The organism is Pseudomonas sp. RHF3.3-3, from assembly GCF_048069595.1.
Taxonomy (GTDB): domain Bacteria; phylum Pseudomonadota; class Gammaproteobacteria; order Pseudomonadales; family Pseudomonadaceae; genus Aquipseudomonas; species Aquipseudomonas fuscovaginae_B.
Window position 1 is genome coordinate 5,355,250 of record NZ_CP182250.1, and the last position, 20,663, is coordinate 5,375,912.

Annotated in this window: 12 protein-coding genes; 7 read left to right on the top strand and 5 right to left on the bottom strand. The window is 62.1% G+C overall.

What is annotated here, in order from left to right; all coding sequences use genetic code 11:
* Positions 1–103: 103 nt before the first annotated feature.
* The 5 genes from ACMGT0_RS23280 (at position 104) to ACMGT0_RS23300 (ending at position 10,512) form a co-directional block, all read left to right on the top strand.
* A complete protein-coding gene (locus ACMGT0_RS23280; protein ID WP_416769982.1) occupies positions 104–5,134 on the top strand; it encodes an RHS repeat-associated core domain-containing protein in 5,031 nt (1,676 codons plus the stop codon).
* 265 nt (positions 5,135–5,399) lie between these two features.
* On the top strand, positions 5,400–5,954 hold the full coding sequence (locus ACMGT0_RS23285) for a fimbrial protein (protein ID WP_416769984.1): 555 nt from the start codon (positions 5,400–5,402) through the stop codon (positions 5,952–5,954).
* A gap of 120 nt (positions 5,955–6,074) precedes the next feature.
* On the top strand, positions 6,075–6,830 hold the full coding sequence (locus ACMGT0_RS23290; RefSeq protein WP_416769985.1) for a molecular chaperone: 756 nt from the start codon (positions 6,075–6,077) through the stop codon (positions 6,828–6,830).
* Between the two features lie 32 nt (positions 6,831–6,862).
* Entirely contained in the window at positions 6,863–9,427 is a 2,565-nt protein-coding gene (locus ACMGT0_RS23295) for a fimbria/pilus outer membrane usher protein (protein WP_416769987.1), read from the top strand.
* A complete protein-coding gene (locus ACMGT0_RS23300; protein WP_054062981.1) occupies positions 9,424–10,512 on the top strand; it encodes a fimbrial protein in 1,089 nt (362 codons plus the stop codon). Before ACMGT0_RS23295 ends, ACMGT0_RS23300 begins: the two co-directional genes overlap by 4 nt.
* 18 nt (positions 10,513–10,530) lie before the next feature.
* Here ACMGT0_RS23300 and ACMGT0_RS23305 read toward each other — a convergent pair whose 3' ends face one another.
* From ACMGT0_RS23305 to ACMGT0_RS23315, 3 genes are all read right to left on the bottom strand, one after another.
* Positions 10,531–12,030 (bottom strand): hypothetical protein, encoded by a 1,500-nt coding sequence (locus ACMGT0_RS23305; RefSeq protein ID WP_416769990.1) that lies wholly within the window; start codon positions 12,028–12,030, stop codon positions 10,531–10,533.
* Between the two features lie 156 nt (positions 12,031–12,186).
* Positions 12,187–14,433: an autotransporter outer membrane beta-barrel domain-containing protein gene (locus ACMGT0_RS23310; protein WP_416769992.1), complete on the bottom strand. Its 2,247-nt coding sequence runs from the start codon at positions 14,431–14,433 to the stop codon at positions 12,187–12,189.
* Between the two features lie 196 nt (positions 14,434–14,629).
* Positions 14,630–16,678 carry a hypothetical protein gene (locus tag ACMGT0_RS23315; protein WP_416769994.1) on the bottom strand — a complete coding sequence of 683 codons (2,049 nt, stop codon included), beginning with the start codon at positions 16,676–16,678 and terminating at the stop codon, positions 14,630–14,632.
* Positions 16,679–17,087: 409 nt separating this feature from the next.
* Between ACMGT0_RS23315 and ACMGT0_RS23320 the strand changes: the two genes are divergently transcribed.
* Together ACMGT0_RS23320 and ACMGT0_RS23325 are read left to right on the top strand one after the other, a co-directional pair.
* A complete protein-coding gene (locus ACMGT0_RS23320) occupies positions 17,088–17,771 on the top strand; it encodes a TetR family transcriptional regulator (RefSeq protein ID WP_416769995.1) in 684 nt (227 codons plus the stop codon).
* Between the two features lie 119 nt (positions 17,772–17,890).
* On the top strand, positions 17,891–18,970 hold the full coding sequence (locus tag ACMGT0_RS23325; protein ID WP_416769996.1) for a nucleoside hydrolase: 1,080 nt from the start codon (positions 17,891–17,893) through the stop codon (positions 18,968–18,970).
* A 136-nt stretch (positions 18,971–19,106) separates the two neighbouring features.
* Here ACMGT0_RS23325 and ACMGT0_RS23330 read toward each other — a convergent pair whose 3' ends face one another.
* Positions 19,107–19,649, bottom strand: a complete 543-nt coding sequence (locus ACMGT0_RS23330) for a cysteine hydrolase family protein (protein WP_416769998.1) — start codon at positions 19,647–19,649, stop codon at positions 19,107–19,109.
* A gap of 373 nt (positions 19,650–20,022) precedes the next feature.
* The gene (locus ACMGT0_RS23335) at positions 20,023–20,568 is read right to left on the bottom strand and encodes a histidine phosphatase family protein (RefSeq protein ID WP_054061110.1); all 546 of its coding nucleotides are present in this window, start codon (positions 20,566–20,568) and stop codon (positions 20,023–20,025) included.
* Between the last annotated feature and the right edge of the window lie 95 nt (positions 20,569–20,663).

A 20,663-nucleotide genomic window follows, 5' to 3' on the forward strand; every position in this document is an offset into this window, starting at 1 on the left:
CATGTTCTCAACGAAACTTCCATACGGCTTAAAAACGGGCTGAAGTGTACTCGTCGGCGATATCGAGAGTGTTGGTCCGCGATCAATACAGAGGCTTACTTCCATGAGCAGCTCCACTTCCCTCCATTCGTCGGCACTGAATTTCATGCAGGCGATACAGAACGGTGTCGACCCGCGTACCGGGCAATACCGGATATCGCTCGACCTTTCGGAACTGCAAGCGAACCAGTTGCGCGGCCCGGCCTTTCCCCTGTCCCTGGCCTTCAGCGCGCTCAATCGCGAAGACCGTGGCTACGGCACCGGCTGGACTCTGCAACTGTCGGAGTACGCGCCGACGAGCCGGGTGCTGTCTCTCTATACCGGCGAGTTGCATATCGTCACCGGCAACGGCGCCAACGACGAACTGCTGATGCAGGCCAGGAAACTCGACAGTTTCCGCTTCTACAACTACCCGGCATCCGAACTGGGCAAGCGTCGCTACAAGGTGGTGCACAAGGACGGTCTGGTAGAAGTACTGGAGGAACATGGCCGCAACGAAATCATCGCCGTACCGGTGGAGATCCACTCGCCCCTGGGGCACAAGTTGACGCTGAGCTATGCACTGTTCAACAGCCAGCATCCCCGGCTCGAATCGATCAAGGATGAGAACGGCACGCCCATTCTCGAGATCAGGCGCGATACCGGTAGCCTCACCCTGGACCTGCATCCCGGCAGCGGCCCCAGTGGAGGCCCCCTGGCCCGCTACGTGCTGGGTTTCGATATCGGCACCGAGAACCACGTACGCAGTATCACCCTGCCGGCCGATAGCACGGGACAAACCGGTACCTGGCGCTTTGACTACGATTACCGCCATGAACACCTTGTCATCGTCGCCGTACAAAATCCGCTAGGGGGTAGTGAGAGCATCACCTACGGCGAAGACCACGCATTCCCCAACAGCGCCACGCGCAAGCTGCCCAGGGTCACCCGGCACGAGCAGTATCCGGATGGCGATCCACAGAACCCCGACAAACTGGAAGTGCACTACAGCTATTCAGCGGACGGAAAGAACTTCCTGGGCAATACCCTGCCCATCAGTTGGAGCGGTACTTACCACGATCCGCTGATCTATCAGATGGCCGACTACATCTATGAAACCACGCAGACCCACTATCGAGGTGGAATTCCCGTGCGCAGCACCCTGCGCCAGTTCAACCGGTTTCATTCGCTCACCCTGGAACGCATCGAGCAGGGTAATACGATCCAGGAGACCCAGACAGACTACAACCTGGTCGGCGGCTCGGTCGTAGCCCAGCCGACGACCTACCAGTTGCCCATGAAAGTCGTCACCCGCTGGCGCCTGAAGAACGATGCCACGCGCCATCGCGAGGAAACCGAAAGCTTCGCCTACGACACTTCGGGCAATGAACTGAAACATACCCAGGCCAATGGCCAGATCAGGACCAGCAGCTACTTCCTCGCAGACGGCACCGAGGCCGACTGCCCGAGGGACCCTTATGGGTTTGTCCGCAAGCTCCGCAGCAGGACCATGAGCCCGGCAGTGTCCAGCGACTACGATGCCGCGCCCACCCTTAAGACATACTGCCGCTATATCGAGCAACAACCGCTGAGCGACAGCCGGCAGCCGCCCGTCACGGTGCTGGAAAGCGAAACCCTGGTGCAGGTGCATAACCCGGGCACGGCCCAGGAACGGGAAGAAACCCTGCAACAAACGCGCTTTGAATACCATGACGCGCCTGCTGATCGCTTTCTTCACGGCCAGCCCCGGCAACAGGCGATCACCCTCAATGGCATGACCACCCGGACCCGCTTCCACTATGAAGTAGTGAGTGGCGGTGGCGTGCCCGAACCAGCCAGGCAGACCATGGAAATCCTGACCACCGATTTCGACGCGGCCAGCAGCACCACGATCCAGCAGCATGCGCTGCTCACCGGCTGGCTGCTGCTGGAACAGTCGAATGAAACCCGGATCCGCTACGAGTACGACAACCTGGGTCGACTCACCCGCGAAACCACAGCCCCAGGCACCGCCTTCGAGGCCTCTCGCCAGTATTCGTACAGTTTGTCCGGCGGGCTGGGCAAGTTCGGCAGCCAGACCATCGTCAGTGCCCGCGAGATCACCACCCGAACCGTGTTCGACGGCCTGGGTCGAGCGTTTTACGAGGAGCGCGACCAGGTCCACGAGAATAACCAGGGACGGGTCGAGCCAACCTATGGCGCCCGTTTCGACGGCTTGGGCGACCTGATCGAAGAGACTCTGTGGGACTATTTCGAAGAGGATAAACAGGCCTATGTCACCCGCTACCAGTATGACGACTGGGGCCGGCAATCCTGTGTCATCGACTCGGCGGGGGTCGAACAACATACCGACTTCAATCCCATCGGCGATCCGCTGAAATGGACCCGGGGGCCGATCCAGACCACCTGGCAGCAGAGCCCTGGGGCCAGGCCGTTGATCAGCGGCAAGAGCGAAACCTGGTTGAACCTGTTCGAAAAACCGGTGGAAGTGCACAGCCAGGATGCCCAGGGTGCAAGGCTTTCCAGCCGCAGCTTCCGCTATGACGGGCTGGGCAACTGCACCCGGCAGACCGATGAAAAAAAACGTGTGACCCGCTTCAGCTACGACCCCTGGTTGCGCATGCTCAGTACCACCCTGCCGGACAACACCACGGTGCGGCGCGCCTACGCAGAACATAGCCAGGCCGACTTGCCGACCCGGCTCAGCGTGCTGCGGGGAAGCGAGGAAACCGAAATCGGCACCCAACATTTCGACGGCCTGGAACGCCTTACCTGGACTCAAACCGGGCCCTACCGGGAAAGCTTCTTCTACCAGGACGAACAGCTACAGCCCCATGAACGCATCACCGCCGCGGGCGAGTCGATCACCTATAAGTACAACCTGCAACTGACCGACGAACCCGAACGGCGCGAGGCCCCGGAAGAGTTGTCCACCTACGTCCACGACCCCCTCAGTGCCCTGCTGACCGCGGCGGAGAACTCGCAGGGTAAAAGGACCTACCGCTACTACCCGGATAACCGGTTGCGCCACGAAAGCTGGACCGACTCCCAGGGCAAGACCTGGGAAACCGAGCATGTCAGCTCGCTCAACGGCTCACCGATCCGCCGCATCGACCGCAACGGCTCCAGCGAGTTCGTCAGCGAATACCACTATTACGGCGACGGGCGCCTGAAACTTATCGCCCAGGGTAACTTGCAGGCCAGCTTCCACTACGACCGCCTGGGTCGGCTCGAAAGCAGCACCACCACCGATACCGCCGCCGGCAGCCACCTGGTCACGACCCTGGGGTATGACGAACAGAACCGCGAGATCCTGCGCACCCAACAATTGGACGGCCACCCCACACGCCGGCTCGAACAGCACTGGGATATCGACGGGCAACTCGGCAGCCGCCATCTGCAGCTCGATGACGGGCAGGGCAACCTGACCAGCCTGCTCAAGGAAACCTTCTTCTATGACCAGCGCGGGCGCCTGGAAGTGCACCGCTGCTCCGGCCTGACCCTGCCCAAGGGCGAAGACGGTCGCGCCATCAGCGAACAGGTCTATGTATTCGACCCGCTGGACAACATCACCCTGCGGCTGACCCGGTTCGCCGATGGTACGGACGAGATGTGCGAATACCACTACCGCAGCGACGATCCCTTCCAACTGACCGGTATCAGCCGCAGTCTCGATAGCCAGGCGGTGCAACGGCAGGACTTCGAGTACGACGCCAATGGCAACCTGCTCAACGACCTGCAGGGGCAACGGCTGTATTACGACAGCCAGAACCGCCTGCTGGAGGTTCGCGCCGCCAACCAGCAGCCCGTGAGCCAGTATCGCTATGACGGCCATGACCAGTTGCTGGCTTCCCAGGAGGCCAACCAGGAAGAAATCCTGCGTTTCTACCAGGGCGGGCAACTGAGCCATCTGGTGCAGGGCGACCGGCAAACCCACTTTCTCGAGAACCTGGGTCAGCAGCAACCCGGCGACCCCGACCAGACCCTGCTGCTGCTCAGCGACGGCAATGGCAGCGTGCTCGGAGAAGGCCAGAGCGGCCAGTTGCGCACGGCGGTCTATAACGCCTATGGCGAACGCAGCAGCGACGAAACGCTGCTCAGCCTCAAGGCCTTCAACGGCGAGCTGCGCGAAGCGGCCAGCGGCTGGTATCTGCTGGGAAGCGGCTACCGGGCCTACAACCCGCAACTGATGCGGTTCCATAGCCGCGATAACCTCAGCCCATTCGGCTCAGGCGGCCTGAACCCCTATTGCTACTGCCTGGGCAACCCGATCCTGATGACCGACCCCACTGGCCACGCCTCATCCACGGGCCGCACGCGCGTACCGAACGAAGACGAGCCCCCCGTACGGCGGCCGGATCCGCCGAAAAAGAACTGGATTGGCGTGATCATCGGCGCGGCCATGGTAGCGGTCTCCTTCGCGATCGCGATAGGCACCCTGGGCAGCGCCACACCGGCTGCGGTGATAATCTCGGCAGTGGGCGTAGGGATGGCCGCCGGTGCCACGGTTTTCGAGGCTGTGGGTGTGGAAACCAGGAATGAGACCTTTAGCAAGGCCGCCTTTGGGATGGGAATAGCCTCAGCGGTTCTCAGTGTTGCCCATATAGCGGTGGCTGGGCTGGCAAGCACCGTCATGCGGGGCTCCGCCTCAGGCTACCGCTCCACCTCGGGCTTCAGTTGGTTGCTGGGTCATCAAGGAAGCTTTAGCCCAAAAATGCCAACAATAGTGCCAGAACCCGGCATTACAATACCAAGAGCGCAACCAATCAGTGCTGGTCTAGCTCAGTCTGCTTCGGCGGCGCCAACACCACTACCATCTCCACGCCCCATCCACAAGGTACCAGCATCAGGACCTGCTGCTTCTCCTGCTCCTAATAATGCCTCTGGCGGCTCTAATTTTGCTCCTCCGACAAATAATGGCGCTGGTTCAGGAGGGAGGGCTGCAAATCCCCCCCCTCCCAACACAAAAGTCCAGCAGCAAAGTCCATTTGACGAGTTCCTGGTAGAAATGCAGACAACACTTAAGAATACAACTCAAGTGGGAGAACATAATGTACAGAATATAGAAACCGCGCTTAAAAAGAAAAACTATGAGCTCAGAGCATTCCTCACGTAGTTTTCCCGGAGACCAGACAAAGGTTCAATATCAGGCACAGCATCCACCCATGTTGTGCCTGATGCGTTTACATCCATACCCGGCAATACGCAGCCACCTCCCCCACATTGAGAACTCTCTCATATCCCCCGCCCCCCCCCCTCCCTAGACTCCCGCCCCGAGACACTTCCCTACAACACCGGCCTCTCAGTATCGCAGTGCACCCCGGGAGTCTCGCCTTACCCCCAAAAACGCCGGGCACTGCGCAGCAACAGGATCAGCATCGATGAAAACACCCTTGATCGCCCTCTCCCTCGGCCTGGCCGCCAGCCTGGCGGGCACCCATGCTTTCGCCAACACCGGCACCATCAATTTCGAAGGCAAGATCACCAGCAGCACCTGCCCGATCGAAGTGGTCAACCCCGAGGACGGCTCCATCAGCAACCAGGTCAAGATGGGCAGCGTCGACGCCGGCCGCTTCACCGCCCCCGGCCAGGAATACCGTGGCAAGGCCTTCGCCCTGCGCGTCGGGGACGCCTCCGCCTGTGGCGGTACCGCGGCGGAAGTGACCTTCAACGGCACCGCCGACCCCAGCGGCAACTACTTCTCCGTGGGCTCCGATCAGGATCCGAGCGTGGCCAAGGGTGTGGCCATCGTGATCCGCGACAAGACCGGCAGCTCGGTCGCCCCCGGCGGCACCTCCGCCGAATACGACCTGAACGCCAGCGGCCCGACCGACATGCTGTTCAACGCCTACTACCGCCGTACCGCCCCGGCCGGCAGCAGCGTGCTGCCCGGCAGCGCCTCGGCCGACGTGCTGTTCGTCGTCGCCGTCAACTGACCGGCCATTACCGCGTTCCCTGGCGGCGACGGCCAGCCGCGCCTGAACCTCGATCAAGCCAGGGCACTCCACGCTGTATTTCAGGCGCGAACCTCGCGCCTGTTCCAGAGGTACTGATCCATGCTCGGTTTCATTCCCCAGGTGGCGTCCTGGCGTCTTGCCGCCGGCGCCGGCACGGCCCTGTTGCTGCTGGCCTCGCACATCCCGTCCAGCCAGGCCGCCCTGAGCCTGAACGCCACGCGCGTGGTGTTCGACAGCGACAAACGCAACGTCTCGCTGATTGTCAACAACCCCAGCCAAAGCCCCTACGCGGTGCAGACCTGGGTCAACACCGCCGCAGACGACACCACCACCGCCGTGCCCTTCATGCCATCGCCGCCGTTGTTCCGGCTCAACCCCGGCAAGGAGCAGCAGGTTCAGATCAATGGCCTGCCCAACAGCCTGCCGACCGATCGCGAGTCGCTGTTCTACTTCAACGTCCAGGAAATCCCCCAGGCCAGCGGCGTGCAAGGCAATGTGCTGAACATCGCCCTGCGCACCCGGATCAAGCTGTTCTACCGGCCCGTGCAGCTCAAGGAAAAACCCGGTAGCCGCCTCAAGGACCTGCAGTGGTCGGTCCGGCCCATCAATGGCAAACCGCACCTGCTGGTGCATAACCCGACGCCCTTTCACGTGTCGTTCAACCGCATCGAGTTGAGCGGCAACGGCCAAGCGGAAACCCTGAACAATCCGGCCATGGTCGAGCCGCTCAAGCAACAGCACTTCGCCCTGGATACGGTGAGACCGGCATCCGGCCTGCGCGTCAGCTTCAACGCCATCAATGACTACGGGGCCGTCAGCGCGCCCTTGCATGCGCCCGTGCAATCGACCCCCTGAGGCATGCCCTCCTGCCCTGCGTGAAAGCCATCATGACTCCATTCTTCCGAGATCGGCGGCCAGTCTGGCGCCGGCGTCTGCGTTACCTGCTGCCCGTAACCGGCGGTAGTGCCCTGTGGTTGGCCAGCCAATGCGCGCTGGCGGAACCGCCCATCGAGTTCCAATCCGGTTTTCTGCACCAGCACCCGGGATATGCCCACGAGGCCGGCAGCCAGGCACTCAAGGCGCTGGGCCAGCAGAACGACCTGGGACCGGGACGCTACCGGGTCGAGTTGCTGATCAACCAGCGCCCCGCCGGCAGCCGGGAACTGGACTTCAGCCTGGACCCCAAGGGCAACCGCCTGCTGCCCTGCCTGTCCGCCGAGTTGCTCGGCACACTGGGCGTAAAACTCGACAGCCTGGCCGAAACCGCGCCTACGCCAGGCGGCTGCGTCGAGCTGGCCCGGGTCATTCCCGGCGCCGACAGCCACTTCGAGGGCAGCCAGTTGCGCCTGGAAATCTCCGTTCCACAGATCGCCATGCGCCGCGACGTCATCGGCTATATCGCACCGGAGCACTGGGAGACCGGCATCAATGCCGCCTTCGTCAACTATCAGCTCTCGACCCAGCAGAGCCGGCACCGCCTGGGGGGCTCCAGCCACAGCGACGACCTCTACCTCAACGGCGGCGTGAACCTCGGCGCCTGGCGTCTGCGCGGCAATCGTTCGCTGCGCCTGGACGACCAGGGTCGGCGGGAATGGAACAGCGCCTACAGCTATGCCCAGCGCGACCTGCCCGGCCTGAATGCGAACCTGACCCTGGGCGACACCTTCACCAGTGGCGATATTTTCAAGAGCCTGGCGTTTCGCGGGGCCATCATCGCCTCCGACCAGGACATGCTGCCGGACACCCTGCAAAGCTACGCGCCGATCATTCGCGGCACCGCCCAGAGCCGCGCCAAGCTCGAGATCCTGCAGAACGGCTACCCGATCTACTCCACCTTCGTCAGCCCCGGCCCCTATGAAATCGATGACCTCAGCACCGTGGCCAGCAGTGGCGAACTGGAGATCGTGCTGACCGAGGCCGACGGCCAGGTCCAGCGTTTCACCCAGTCCTATTCCACCTTGTCCAATCTGCTGCGCGAAGGGGTCTGGCGCTACAGCACAGCCATCGGGCGCCACAACGCCATCGGCTTCGACTCGGACGCGCCACTCTGGCAAGGCACCCTGGCCGTCGGCACCGGCTGGAGCTCGACCCTCTACGGCGGCCTGATGGGCAGCGATTTCTATCGCGCCGGCAACCTGGGCGTGGCCCGTGACCTGGGCTCGTTCGGCGCCCTGGCGCTGGACCTGACCCACTCCAGCGCGACCATCGACGCCCCGGCGACAGGCAAGGTGCAGGGGTTGAGCTATGCGATGAAATACGGCAAATCGTTCCAGACCGGCACCAACCTGCGCTTCGCCGGCTATCGCTATTCCACCGCCGGCTACCGCGACTTCGAGGAGGCCGTGCGCGAACGCGAACGCGATACCCGCTTCATCGGCAGCCGGCGCAGCCGCCTGGAGGCCAGTGTCTACCAGAAGGTCGGCCGGCAGAGTTCCCTCAACCTGACCGTGTCGCACCAGGATTACTGGCAGACCCACTACACCCAGCGCCAGTTTCAATTCGGCTTCAACACCCACCATCGTGGCGTTTCCTATAGCGTCTTCGCACAACAATCGCTGAGCGAAAGGCCCAATACCCGGGTGGGCGAGCAACGCCAGTTCGGTCTGAGCGTGTCGCTGCCACTGGATTTCGGCTCGTCGAGCATGCTCTCGTTCGACCTGCAGAACAGCGCCGGCCGCTCCAGCCAACGCAGCAGCCTGAGCGGTCAGGCCGACGACAACCGGATCAGTTACCGCACCAGCGTCAGCCGCGATGCCCATGACCAATACAACACCGCGCTGTCGCTGGGCTATCAGGGCGCCTCGGGCAACATCGGTGCCGGCCTGACCCAGGGCAGCAATTACCGCAACGCCTCGCTCAATGCCAGCGGCGCGCTGTTGCTGCATGCCGACGGCCTGGAAATGGGGCCCTATCTGGGTGAGACCGCGGCCCTGGTCGAGGTGCCGGATATCGCCGGCATCGGCGTGCAGAACGCCGCCGGGGTGATCACCAATGATCGTGGCTTTGCCCTGGTGCCTTATCTGCGCCCCTATCGCGCCAACACCCTGAGTCTGCAGACCGACCAGTTGGGCCCGGAGGTCGAGATCGACAATGGCACGGCCCAGGTGGTGCCGCGCCGGGGCGCGGTGGTCAAGACCCGGTTCGCGGCGCGCACGGTCAACCGCCTGTTGATCACCGCCCTGACCGCCCAGGGCAAGCCGCTGCCGTTCGGCGCCCAGGTCAGCGATGCCCACGGCAATCCACTCGGCACGGTCGGCCAGGCCGGCCAGGTGCTGCTCTCCATCGACCCGCAGGTTCAGCGCCTGGAAGTACGCTGGGGCGAGGACAACGGCCAGGGCTGCCCACTGTGGCTCGACCCGCAACAGCTGGAACAGACCCAGGGCTACTACGTGCAGACACTGACGTGCCAGACCTCGGAACCCACCGCCCCTTCAACGCAGGAAACGACATGAACCGATCGATACGAAAACTGCTGGCCGCCCTGCTGCTGGCGGCCGGCGGCCAGGCCGGGGCGGCCTTCGCCGGCAACGACAGCTGCTACTGGGAGATCGGTAGCGGGCCTCTGGCCTTCCAGGCGCAACTGGGTACCCTCTACGTTCCCCTGAATGCACCGCAGGGCAGTGTCATCGGCACCTTTGCCCGGCACACCTTCAGCAGCGGCGGCAGCTCGCAGTTGGGGTGCCGGATCGAAACCCCCGGCGTGGTGCTGAATTTCCAGGCACGGCCCAGTGTCGCGCTGTTCCCGGGCGACTTGCCGCCGGTCAATGGCGAGGATCTGAACGGCAAGGTATTCAATACCAATATTCCGGGCGTCGGGGCCTTTATCAAACTGGGATTCCCCTTCGACGGCAGCGGCCTGAACACCTTCATCCCGGTGGACGGCCGTCCGGTGGCGCCGTTCGACGCCTATCAGGACCAACCCACCGGCCACTTCGCCTTTTCCCTGCAGAGCCTGCGGGCCTGGGTCACCCTGATCAAGACCGGCCCGATTCCCGCCGGTCCCCATTCGCTGGATGGCAGCGAACTGTTCAGCGGCCAGTTCAGCGGCGTGGGCAAAGGCTTCAGTTTCGCCGCCCAGGGCACGGTGATCCAGGCTCAGTGCGGCACCACCGGCAACCCGGTGAGTGCCGACCCGGTACGGCTGGGCGAGTGGGACGCGGCCGACTTCAGCGGCCCGGGCTTTGGCACCCCGGCGGTGTCGTTCTCCATCACGCTCACCGGTTGCGAGGCCGACCCCGAAGACGAGAACGTCGCCATGGCGACCATCAGGCTCGATGGCGTTCGCGGCTCGCAACCGATCGACGAAGACCGCGGGATTTTCAGCCTGACCAGCGACTCCAGCGCCTCGGGGTTCGGCATCCAGGTCCTGCGCGGCGATGGCGTGACCCCGGTGGCCCTGGGCACCGAGGTGCCCATGACGCCGATCAGGCCCGGCACGACGGTGCTGGACTTCATGGCCCGCTTCTACCAGACCGAGGCTCGGGTGGAGCCCGGCAATGCCAGGGGAGCGCTGAATTTCACCATCACCTACCGCTAGAAACAGGTATCGGGCGTGTCAGGCGGTCAGCGTCGGAGTCGGATAGGGAAAGTCATACCAGGTCGCCTTGTTGTCGAAGCTGACGTACGGGCGGATCTCGAGCATTTCACCTATCTTGAAACGCTGCAGTGTAGCTTTCGAGATAGTGCCCGCCGGCACCGTCCCGGACGCGGGGACTGAAGCGGCCTCCAGTACCGTGATGGTTTCCTGCCCGCCGCCGGCGAGCAGCCCTATGACCCTCACCCGCAGGAATTGTGAGGTCGACAGGTACTTCCAACTGCCCAGGGTAAAGGTCGCCACGCCCCCGTCGACAATGCTCGAAAGCGGCAGCCGGTCGTTCGTGACCTTGTCGCACTGGATCATCGGCAGGTCGGTCAGGCTGGAAATGCTCAGTTGATGGACGGCGGAGGGCAGCGGATCGGGACGGCTGGGCACGCTGACGGCAAAGGAGACGGGAATGGTCTTTTTCAGATTGCGCGCGATGTATTCCCTTGGAATACGGTATTCGCGACCGCCGACGGTGGTCGGCGTGTCCGCCTGATAGAAACCGAAGGAACCCGGTTCGCCAAACAGCACCGCCGCGGTTTCATCCTCCGAGATCAGCGCATTTTGCGGGATGATCACGATGGCGCCATTCAGCACGACGTCGGCGGGGTTGGGGTTCAGTTGACTGGCCTGGGGACTGCCCGTGGCTTCCTTCACTCGGGGGTAGCTCAGGTCACGGGGTATTGGCGCGGCCTTGATATCCAGATCGACCCGCGCCGACAACTCGCTGCGATTGCCCGCGCGGTCCTCGACCCGATAGCGCGCATAACCTTCGCGGTCACCGAAATCGCGAAACGCCCGTCCCGGATACACCGCTTCCAGTACGGCAGGGACCGGATCAGGCACGGTCAACTGATCGACCCTCAGTTGATCCGGCTCGCCCGTTCCGGTTCTTTCATTCAGGTACCAGGTGATGACATCGCCCGGTCTGGGCCCGCCAGCAAGCGCATCGTAAGGGGGGATGATCGCCTTGACCTCATCGTTGTTTTCCGGACGCGCCAGGTAGGCGGCGGTCACGCCATTGAGGCGGATCTCGTCGGGGAAAATCGGTTTTTCGTCGGTCTGGTTCAACAGCGGCTTGGTTTTATCGATGGTCAGCGTGAGCTTCTGCGAGTCGAACTTCTCGCCGTTGGCCAGGGTCAGCTCATACATGACTTCATGCTGACCTTCGCCAAAGCCCTCCACCGGCGCCTCGAAGACCAGGTCCGTCTCCGGGACCGGAGCCGTCCATTGCCGGAAGCCAAATTCCGAACGGTCCCATCTGAGTCGCACCGACTCCGGGGTTTGCGGGGTCGGCACGGAGTTACCCCACATGGGGACGATAATCGTCAAAGGCCGGGTCAGCGCCGAAATCGGTAGCAGGTTTTCCTCGCCATTCGGAATGTCCGGCAGCGCGTCCGGAGCCCGCGGAGCCTTCGGTTCCTGGACCTGCTGGAGGGGGGAATGGTTTTTCGAACGCTTGGACTTCGACATTATCGCTCTCCTCGCCCCGGACAGGCGGCCGGGTATAGTGAACCTGACCGCCTGCGCCTTGACCTGTGAAGCTGTTGAACGCCCCGCCGCACGACTACTCAGGTGCGGATCGTCGTTTGCCCGCCGTGGTTTGCACCAGGCCGACCCGGCACTGCCTTACCACTTGTACTCGACGCCCAGATTCACGCCCCACGGCTGCTTGACCTGGTTGCCATGGCTGTAGTCCAGGTCGGCATGCATCTGCACCTTGTCGCTGACCTTCATCGTCGCACCGCCACCCAGGGCCAGGCGCGAACCGGAGAGGTCGTTGTTGAAGGTGGTGTTGTTGACCCGCACGTCGTTGCGCTTGACGAACTCGTTGACCACCGCGGCCTTGAGATAGGGCTGCACGACCTGCCCGTCGCCCAGGTCGATATCGCGCCCGAACGTGGAACCCAGGGTGCCCAGCAGCGAACGGCCATGGTCGCCATGGGCCGTCATGCCATTGTCCAGCGCGTAGGACTTGCCCTGTACCGCCAGGGCCGCGACCTGGGCATAGGGCTCGACGAAATAGCCATCGTCGAGCTTGATATGCCGGCCGAACTCCAGGGTGGTGCCCACGCCGGTGGTGGCGTAGTTGCCCTTGGCCTTGGCGCCATCGCTGAGGCTGACGCTGGACGCGTTCTGGAAACGGTTGAGCTTGAGCACACCGTCGAAGTAGTAGCCGCTGTCGGCATCGAGCCAGGTGGCATAGGAGCCGATGTAGTAGCTGTCGACCTCGCCGGTGGTGCCATGCTTGATCTGCAGGTCGGAACGGCTGTAGCCGCCCAGCAGGCCGACCACCCACTGGCCATCGCCCAGGGCGGGCAACGGCGTGTCGACACCGAAGCTCAGGCCATGCTGGGTCTGCTTGTAGGCCATGCCCGAGTCGGCGGAGACATCGAAACGGTTGCCATAGGCGCGCATCCAGCCACCGGTCTGGCCGTTGTTCATGCGCACCTCGCCCATGCGGCTGCGCAGGGTGCTCAACTCGCCATACCAGGCGGTGCGCGAGGCGTCGAACAGCGAGAGGATCGAGTCGGTGCCGGGGCTGATGACCTTGCTCGAGGCATCCAGGTACCAATCGTTGGCACCGACCTTGATCAGGTCGTAGGAAAAGGTCCCGAGGTCGACCCGGCCATTGAGCAGCGAGAACGACGCATCGCCGGCGGCGGCACGCACCACATGGATCTGCTTGTCGGACAATGGGTCGGCTCCGCTGCTGGCCACATCCAAGGTATGGCTGCCGGTGGCGGTGCCGGTGATATCCAGGAAGTCGGTACGGCCCGTGGCGAAATCGGTGTGCATGATGAAGTTGCCATTGCCGCTGAGGTTCTCCACCGACAGGGTGTAGAAGCTGCCCGGCTGGCCGAACTGCACCGAGCCGCCGCTCATGGCCAGGTTCTTCAGCTCGCCGTCCTCGACCATGATCCACTTGCCCTGGCTGCTGAGCGTCAGGGTGTCGACGTTTTGCAGGCGTCCGGTCAGGGTCGCAGCGTTCTGCAGGGTCACATTGGCGGTACTGCCTGCCTCGGCCACCACGTCACCGACCAGAGCGCTGTTGCTGACATCGAGATTCGCCTTGGCACCGTCGATCACTTGCAGCAGGAGGCCGTTACTGCCCACCAGCGTCGCGCCATTGCGGACGTTGATCGTCGACTCGTTGTTGCCTCCGGGGTTGTTGACCAGGATCGCCGCCCCGCTGAGGCCTTCGACATGGGTGCCATCGAGCGTCACCTGGGAACCGTTGGAGCTGCCTGCGGTATCGCCGAGGAGAAGTCCGTTGCGCCCGCCGGTGATCGAACCGCCGGTTGCCTGCAGGGTGCCGCCGAAAACCTGCACGCCATCGCTGGTGGCGCCGGACACCACGCTGTTGTTCAACACCAGGCTGCTGAGCCCACTCACCACTGCGCCGGCGGTACCGCCCGCCAGGACACTGTCACTGACGATGGCCGTGGAACCGTTCCCCCCCGTCTCGCCGACAATCAGCGCGGTTCTATCACTGGTCACCGTGCTGCCGGCGGCGATCCTGGCGGTGGCGCCCCCTATCAGGGCAACGCCGGTCGCCGCCCCCCCGCTGACCTGAGTACCGCCAAGGTCAAGGCTGGTCCCCACATCCGCGCTGATGCCGAGGGTCGAGGCGCCTGTCGCGGTGAGTACCGAAGTGCCCACCAGGCGATAGCTGTCCGGGGCGGTCGTGTGGTCGATGGTCAGATTCTCGTTGATCAGATCCCGCGCCTGAGCGGCGTTGCAGAACACCAGCAACGGTATGAACGTCAATGCGGCGACCTTGCTCCATGAACAACGACGCCATAGGGAACGACGGGCCGGCGAACTGATCGCACGCACCAGTGGATTGAGGTTGAGCACAGAACCGACCGGCATAACGCCATCTGAAAATTGAAAATTCATTGATTTTTAAACCATCGTCACACCCAAAAGGAGGAAAAAGCCTATAGATTCATTAGCTACTGATATGTAGGAATATTCCTGATAGAGTTAGGAAAATTTCCGATTAAAAACGCCGACCCTATACAAAAACAACAGCCAGAGCGGTTATCCACTCTGGCTATTCAAACAACTAGGGCGTCGGCTGCCTGGGCGGTATTGGGCAGGGCTCATCGGATTCGTACATGCCGACTTTAATATCGGCACATTTCGAAGTAACAGTCTCCCCTGTCTTATCCACAAAGGAGTAAGTTGCCCTTGCTCTTCCACCCGGACTGGTCGTCGGTATATAGATAGGCTTGACATAAGCGTCATAGCCAATACGCCAAACAAATCCCGTAACGGGCCAGTCCGGTCCCAAAGTGACGGGTAGCTCGTATTCTGCAGCGATTTCGCCGTCAGTGGGGTCCGAATGCTGATAAGCCACCCACTTCAATGTGAGTGTCTCGCCGGGTCCAAGATCCTTGCTCAGATCCGGTATTCTCAGGCGCACAGACGGATCATCGGGGTTATTCGGGCCACCGGGTGTATAGGGTGGATCGTACAATGCAGGGCAGGCGAGGAAACCAAATTCGTTGACGCCCTCGAACTCCGGAGCATCGGGCCGATAGACCACGGCATTGACATTGACCTCCGTATAAGGCGAACGCTGCCAGTTGTCGGATGTCTTGTCCCTGATCCGATAATGGACAAGCACCTTGGGATCGTTGCCCTCATCATAGATATACTTCCAGGGTATAGTCACCGTTTCGTCTTCGCCGCCTTCATTGCCCTTGAGCTGGATATCGGCTTCCTCGACATGGTAAGCGCCCCAATAGAACTCTATGACCTTTCCAACATCGGCCGTTGTATCGTCATAAAAGGTGAACTCGAACGTCGCATCTTCCCCGTCATCCGCACGCACCAGCACATTGGGCTGGCCGGGTGTGCTCTTGCCAAAGACTTCGCCAGGCGTCATATCGGCATTGACCGGGTCGGGCCAATCGATCGGATTATCGGGGCCCGGTCCCGGGACGGAAAAGTACACATCCACCGAACTGGTGAAAGGTCCACGTGGCACCGTACCGCGCAGAAACCGGTAGCCGATGGGGGTCGGTATCCGCCCTCCGTTACTCCAATCGTACTCCTTGATCAGGACATCCTCGGGTACCTTGATCCGCTTTGGCCATGTCGGTGATGAACCGATGGGCTCCGCTGTCAACTTGCTCTGACCCCAGGTCACCTCGATATTGTCGGTCGGTTTATGGGGGGTGAACTCCTCGATAACGACATAGATACCATCAAGCGCATCTTTCTGATTGACAAAGCCCTTGGGTTGGGACTGAGGGACGCTCGGATTTTGAAAGTTGCTGGGCATCACCCCAATCGCCACACCCACCTCTGTCGGATGAGACAATGGAGTGCGGTTTCCCGCCTTATCGAACAGTGTATAAGCGACAAAGCAACCGCCATCGCCTTTGTCACGAATATAATCGACAGGAAAGTAGATCTTTCGATCGTCTGGCACTGAAACATTAGCAATGGGAAGCGGAGCATTTGGATCATTTGGATCGAATGAAGGGACTTCGGTGACCCACCAGTAGGCTATTTTGTCTTTCGGCTGATAGTCGGGATAATCGGGAATCTCCGCTTCCACGCCTGTAGGCTCCGCCGCATCCAGATCGGCATCTTCGAGTTCTGTCGGCAGTATCAACTTCAACGGTTCAGGCTCATCAGCATCGGCGTAAGGAGCTTTAGTATCGCGGATCGCCGAGAACACACCACTGTGATCCGTAATGCCGTTGGCTAAACGAATATCATACTTGATCGAAAAAGCACCTTCGGTATCTCTCCAAACTTCAAGCGGGATATTCATTTCCAAAGGAAAACCTGGCAAATTGTTGCCATCGATGAGCCTTTTATCAACCTGTTGATACACACCATCGGATGGGTTGCGTCCCGGCGCCCAGAATAGAAACACCTCATTGTCTTCACCAGGATTTGGAGTATTGGTCCATCTCTGAATACTCACTTTCAATGCCGCATAGTTATACGGCCTGCCGATGGTGCCATCCGCAGGATCGATAACTCCGACGGGAACAGGCAGCACTGGATCTTTGGGCGTTGTGCGACGCTCCGCCAGGGTCTTACGAAACGCCTGCCGCCCCTGGGCCGCAAGCTTCTTGATATCGGAGACTGTCATGTCCTTGCACTCCTCTCGTTCGCTATCAAACCCTGTCTGCCAGGGAAAGGAATAAGATTCGGCAGTCGATCGAGACGACAGTCCACGGACACTTCGGCTTGACTCGCCCGGCCACTGGGGCCTGGACAGATTTAACGCCATGCTCAAGGATTTGGATACTGTCAGAAATGACAGGTTTTCAGCGGCAGTGGCTTTCTGACCTCAGGGCACCTGCTCCGCCCTCCGGGCTGCGCTCGAAGTAACGCCAGGTGGGTCAGCTTGCCGCCCTGGCGGCGATGATCAGGCTCGGCTCGTAGATCTGCGGGCAACGGACGGCTGGGGTGTGCGGGCCGAGAGCACGGTGTACAGCGCCTTCGGGGGGCCGTGGTATATTCGCCTTCCTGCCCTCCAGCCGAAGGACCGCCAGACGGTGACCAGGAAAACCGGCATCCGCGCCCAGCAAGCCGACCAGACCCGCGCCCGTATCCTCAAGGCCGCGGTGAAGGTGTTCGCCCGCGACGGCTATTCCGGCGGAAGGGTCGAGAGCATTTCCCAGGAAGCCGAATCCAACGACCGCATGCTCTACTACTATTTCGGCAGCAAGGAACGCCTGTTCCTCTGCGTGCTGGAACACATCTACGAGCAGTTCAACAAGGCCGAAGGCAAACTGCGCCTGGAGCTCGGCAAGCCCGAGCAAGCCTTGCGTGAACTGGTCGCGTTCATCTGGAACTACTACGTCCGCCATCCCGAATTCGTCGCCATCCTGAGCATCGAGAACCTGCACCAGGGCAAGCACGCCCGGCAATCCGGCGAACTGCAGCGCCTGTCGGGGGAAGCGGTGGGCGTGCTGCGCCCGATCATCGAGGCCGGCCAGGCCCAGGGGCTTTTTCGCCAGGACCTGGACATCAAGCATGTGTACCTGATGATCGCCTCGCTTTGTTATTTCTATAACTCCAACCAGTACACCCTGAGCTCGTTCCTCGGCGAACCGCTGGCGCAGAAGCGAACACAACAAGAGTGGCTGGCGTTCATCAGCGACCTGGTGGTGCGCGGGGTCCTGCTCTCACCTGCAGGAGCGGACTTGCCCGCGACCCGGCCGGCAACCTCCCCCTGACTCAACGGCCTGGCAGTGCCCCTGGTTAAGTAGACACTTACCTGCCGATGGCGTTTCCCCGCATCGCCAGGCATGCTGGGCCACCGCAATACAACAATAACTCATTGGGGCAAATCACCATGCAACGCTTTCTCAAGGGCTGCGCGCTGGCGCTGGCCGTCGGCTTGTCGACCGGTTCGCTGCACGCGGCGGACAAGGTCATTCTCGACACCGATTTCAACGTGCTCAACGACGACGGCCAGGCCTTCATCATGCTCGCGCAGCTGCATGCGCAGAAGAAAATCGACCTGCTCGGCATGACCCTGGTCAGCGGCAATGCCTGGGTCGACCAGGCACAGGTCGACGCGCTGAAGGCGGTCGAGCGCATGGGCGTGGAAAAGGAGATCGGCGTCTACTCCGGCGCGGCCTACCCGCTGCTGCATGATTTCGCCACTTATCCCCAGGAGCAGGCGTTGTTCGGCTCCGGCTGGCCCGGGGCGTTCAAGAACCCGCGGCCGACCTCGGCGACGCAACTGGTGGCCCCGCCGGACGGCATGGCGACCCATACCCGGCTGCGCAGCGAAACCGCCCCGCAGTTCATCATCGACAGCGTGCGCAAGAACCCCCACGAAGTGACGCTGCTGGCCATCGGCCCGCTGACCAACCTGGCCCTGGCGATCCGCCAGGCCCCGGATATCGTGCCGCTGATCAAGCGCATCGTGTACATGGGCGGTGCCATCGAGGTTCCCGGCAACACCACGCCGGCCGCCGAGTTCAACTGGTGGTTCGACCCGGAAGCGGCGCGGATCGTCCTGCGCTCGCCGATCGAACAGGTGATCTTCCCCAACGATGTCTGCGAGAAGGTCATCTTCGACGCTTCGGTCTACCAACGGGTGATCGCCGCCAAGGGTGCGGTACCGGAACTGTACCAGAGCGTGTTCGGACCGGAGTTCGCCAAGGACCCGGGCTACCACAGTTTCACCTGGGACAGCCTGCCGGCGTTGTTCCTGACCGAGCCAGGCATCGTCACCGAGTCACGCGAGATGTGGATCGACGTCGACACCCACTTCGGTCCGGACTACGGCCGGGCGCTGGGCTACAGCAAAGGTGCACCGGTCGGTACGCAGAAGGCCAGGGTGGTGTTCGCCGTCGACCAGAAGAAGTTCTGGAACGACTATGTATCGCTGGTGACCTTGCCGACGCCGGTCAGGAAACCTTGAAGATCGTGTAGCCAGAAGCACTGCCAGTGCCAGCAGAGCCGGCGCCCACAGCGAGTTGCGCCAGACGCAAAGTCCGCGCAGGACGCGATGCGTTGTGGGAACCGGCTTGCTGGCGATGGCAGCAGCACGCCCCTCTCTAGAAACTCACATCCGCCGCCTTCATCACCTGCACGAACGCCCCGTTCAGGGTCGCATTGTGATGCTCGACGATGGCGCGAGCCGACAAGCCGGGCGTGTCCATGCAGGTATGGGCGTCACCCACCAGCACCGCCTCGAAGCCCAGGTCCCGGGCCAGCCGGCAGGTGCTGTCGACGCAGTACTGGGTCTTCATCCCGACGATGACCAGCCGCTTCACCCCGGCATCGTCCAGTTGCTCGGCCAGACCGGTTTCGAAGAAACCGCTGGGCCGGGTCTTGTCGAGCAGATGATCCGACGCCGGGTCCAGCTCCAGCTCCGACAGGACTTGCCACGCCACACTCCCTGCCGCGATCGGCGAGCCCTGCGGGCCAGTGTGCCGCAGAGCGAATATCGGTGCCCGGGCCCGGCGCGCCTGCCCGATCAACGTGGTGATGCGTGCCAGCACCTGCTCGCCCTCCCATGGCTTGTCCGGGCCATGAAACAGGCCGACCTGCATATCGATGATCAACAGCGCCGAGCGCTGGGGACTGTGAACCTGCATGGTGTTTCTCCTTCCTGGTGATGCCAGCAGGGGGCCGGAAACCAAAAGGCCCCGTCCATTGCTGGCGGGGCCCTGGTTCACTGCGTTTCAATCACTCACACAGCAACCTCGCACCCGCCCTGGGCGGTCGCGGTGGTCGTGGTAGTCAGATGCAGCGAGACGATCTTCATAGGGTCGATCATGCTACAGCGTCGAGGATAATGACAACCCCAGCCACTCTTGAACTTGCACACCGCCTACCGATAGCGTGCAAGCCATGGATGAAAGTCGGGGCTATCCGGACATTTCTACAGAAGACGGCGGCGCCTCGTTCATCGGGGTGTCTGCCAAGTCATGTATGCCGGCCGCTGGTGGCCCGTCTGACCACCCGGTCCTAGAAGCGCAAGCGCCAGTGCCCGTTGCGACGCAGGTCGACCACCGACAACGGCTCGATATCAATGGCGTTGAACGAGGCCGGCCCGGCCTGCAACGCATGGAGAATCGCCGCGCGAATCACGAAGGGGTGGGTGACGACAACGAAGTGCCCGTCCTCCTGGAAACTGTCGAGCCAGGCCGCCACCCGGGCGCACAGTGCGATCACCGACTCGCCCGCCGGCGGGGCCATCTCCGGATGGCTGACCCAAGCTGCCAGTGCCTCGGGGGCGTTCTCCTGCAGGTCGCTCAGGCTCAGGCCCTGCCACTCGCCAAAATCGTAGTCCCCCAGCTCCGGCACGATCTCGATCTCGCTGCCCAGCGCCTCGGCGGTCTGCCAGGCGCGGGTCTCCGGTGCACTGAGGATACGTACCGGCTTTTTCAGCCGGCTGGCCAATTCGGCAGCCTTGGCCAGTCCCTTGGGTTCGACCGGCTCATCCAGCGGGAAGCGCCCCAGACGCTGAGCCTCGGTACGGGCATGGCAAACAACGCTGAGCCGGATCGCCATATGGACATTTCTCCCGTTCTGCCCCGCTGCGGGCACACGCCGCACGAGCACTGGTCATTATTGTAAGAATAGAAGCCGGTGAGAACCCGGCACGA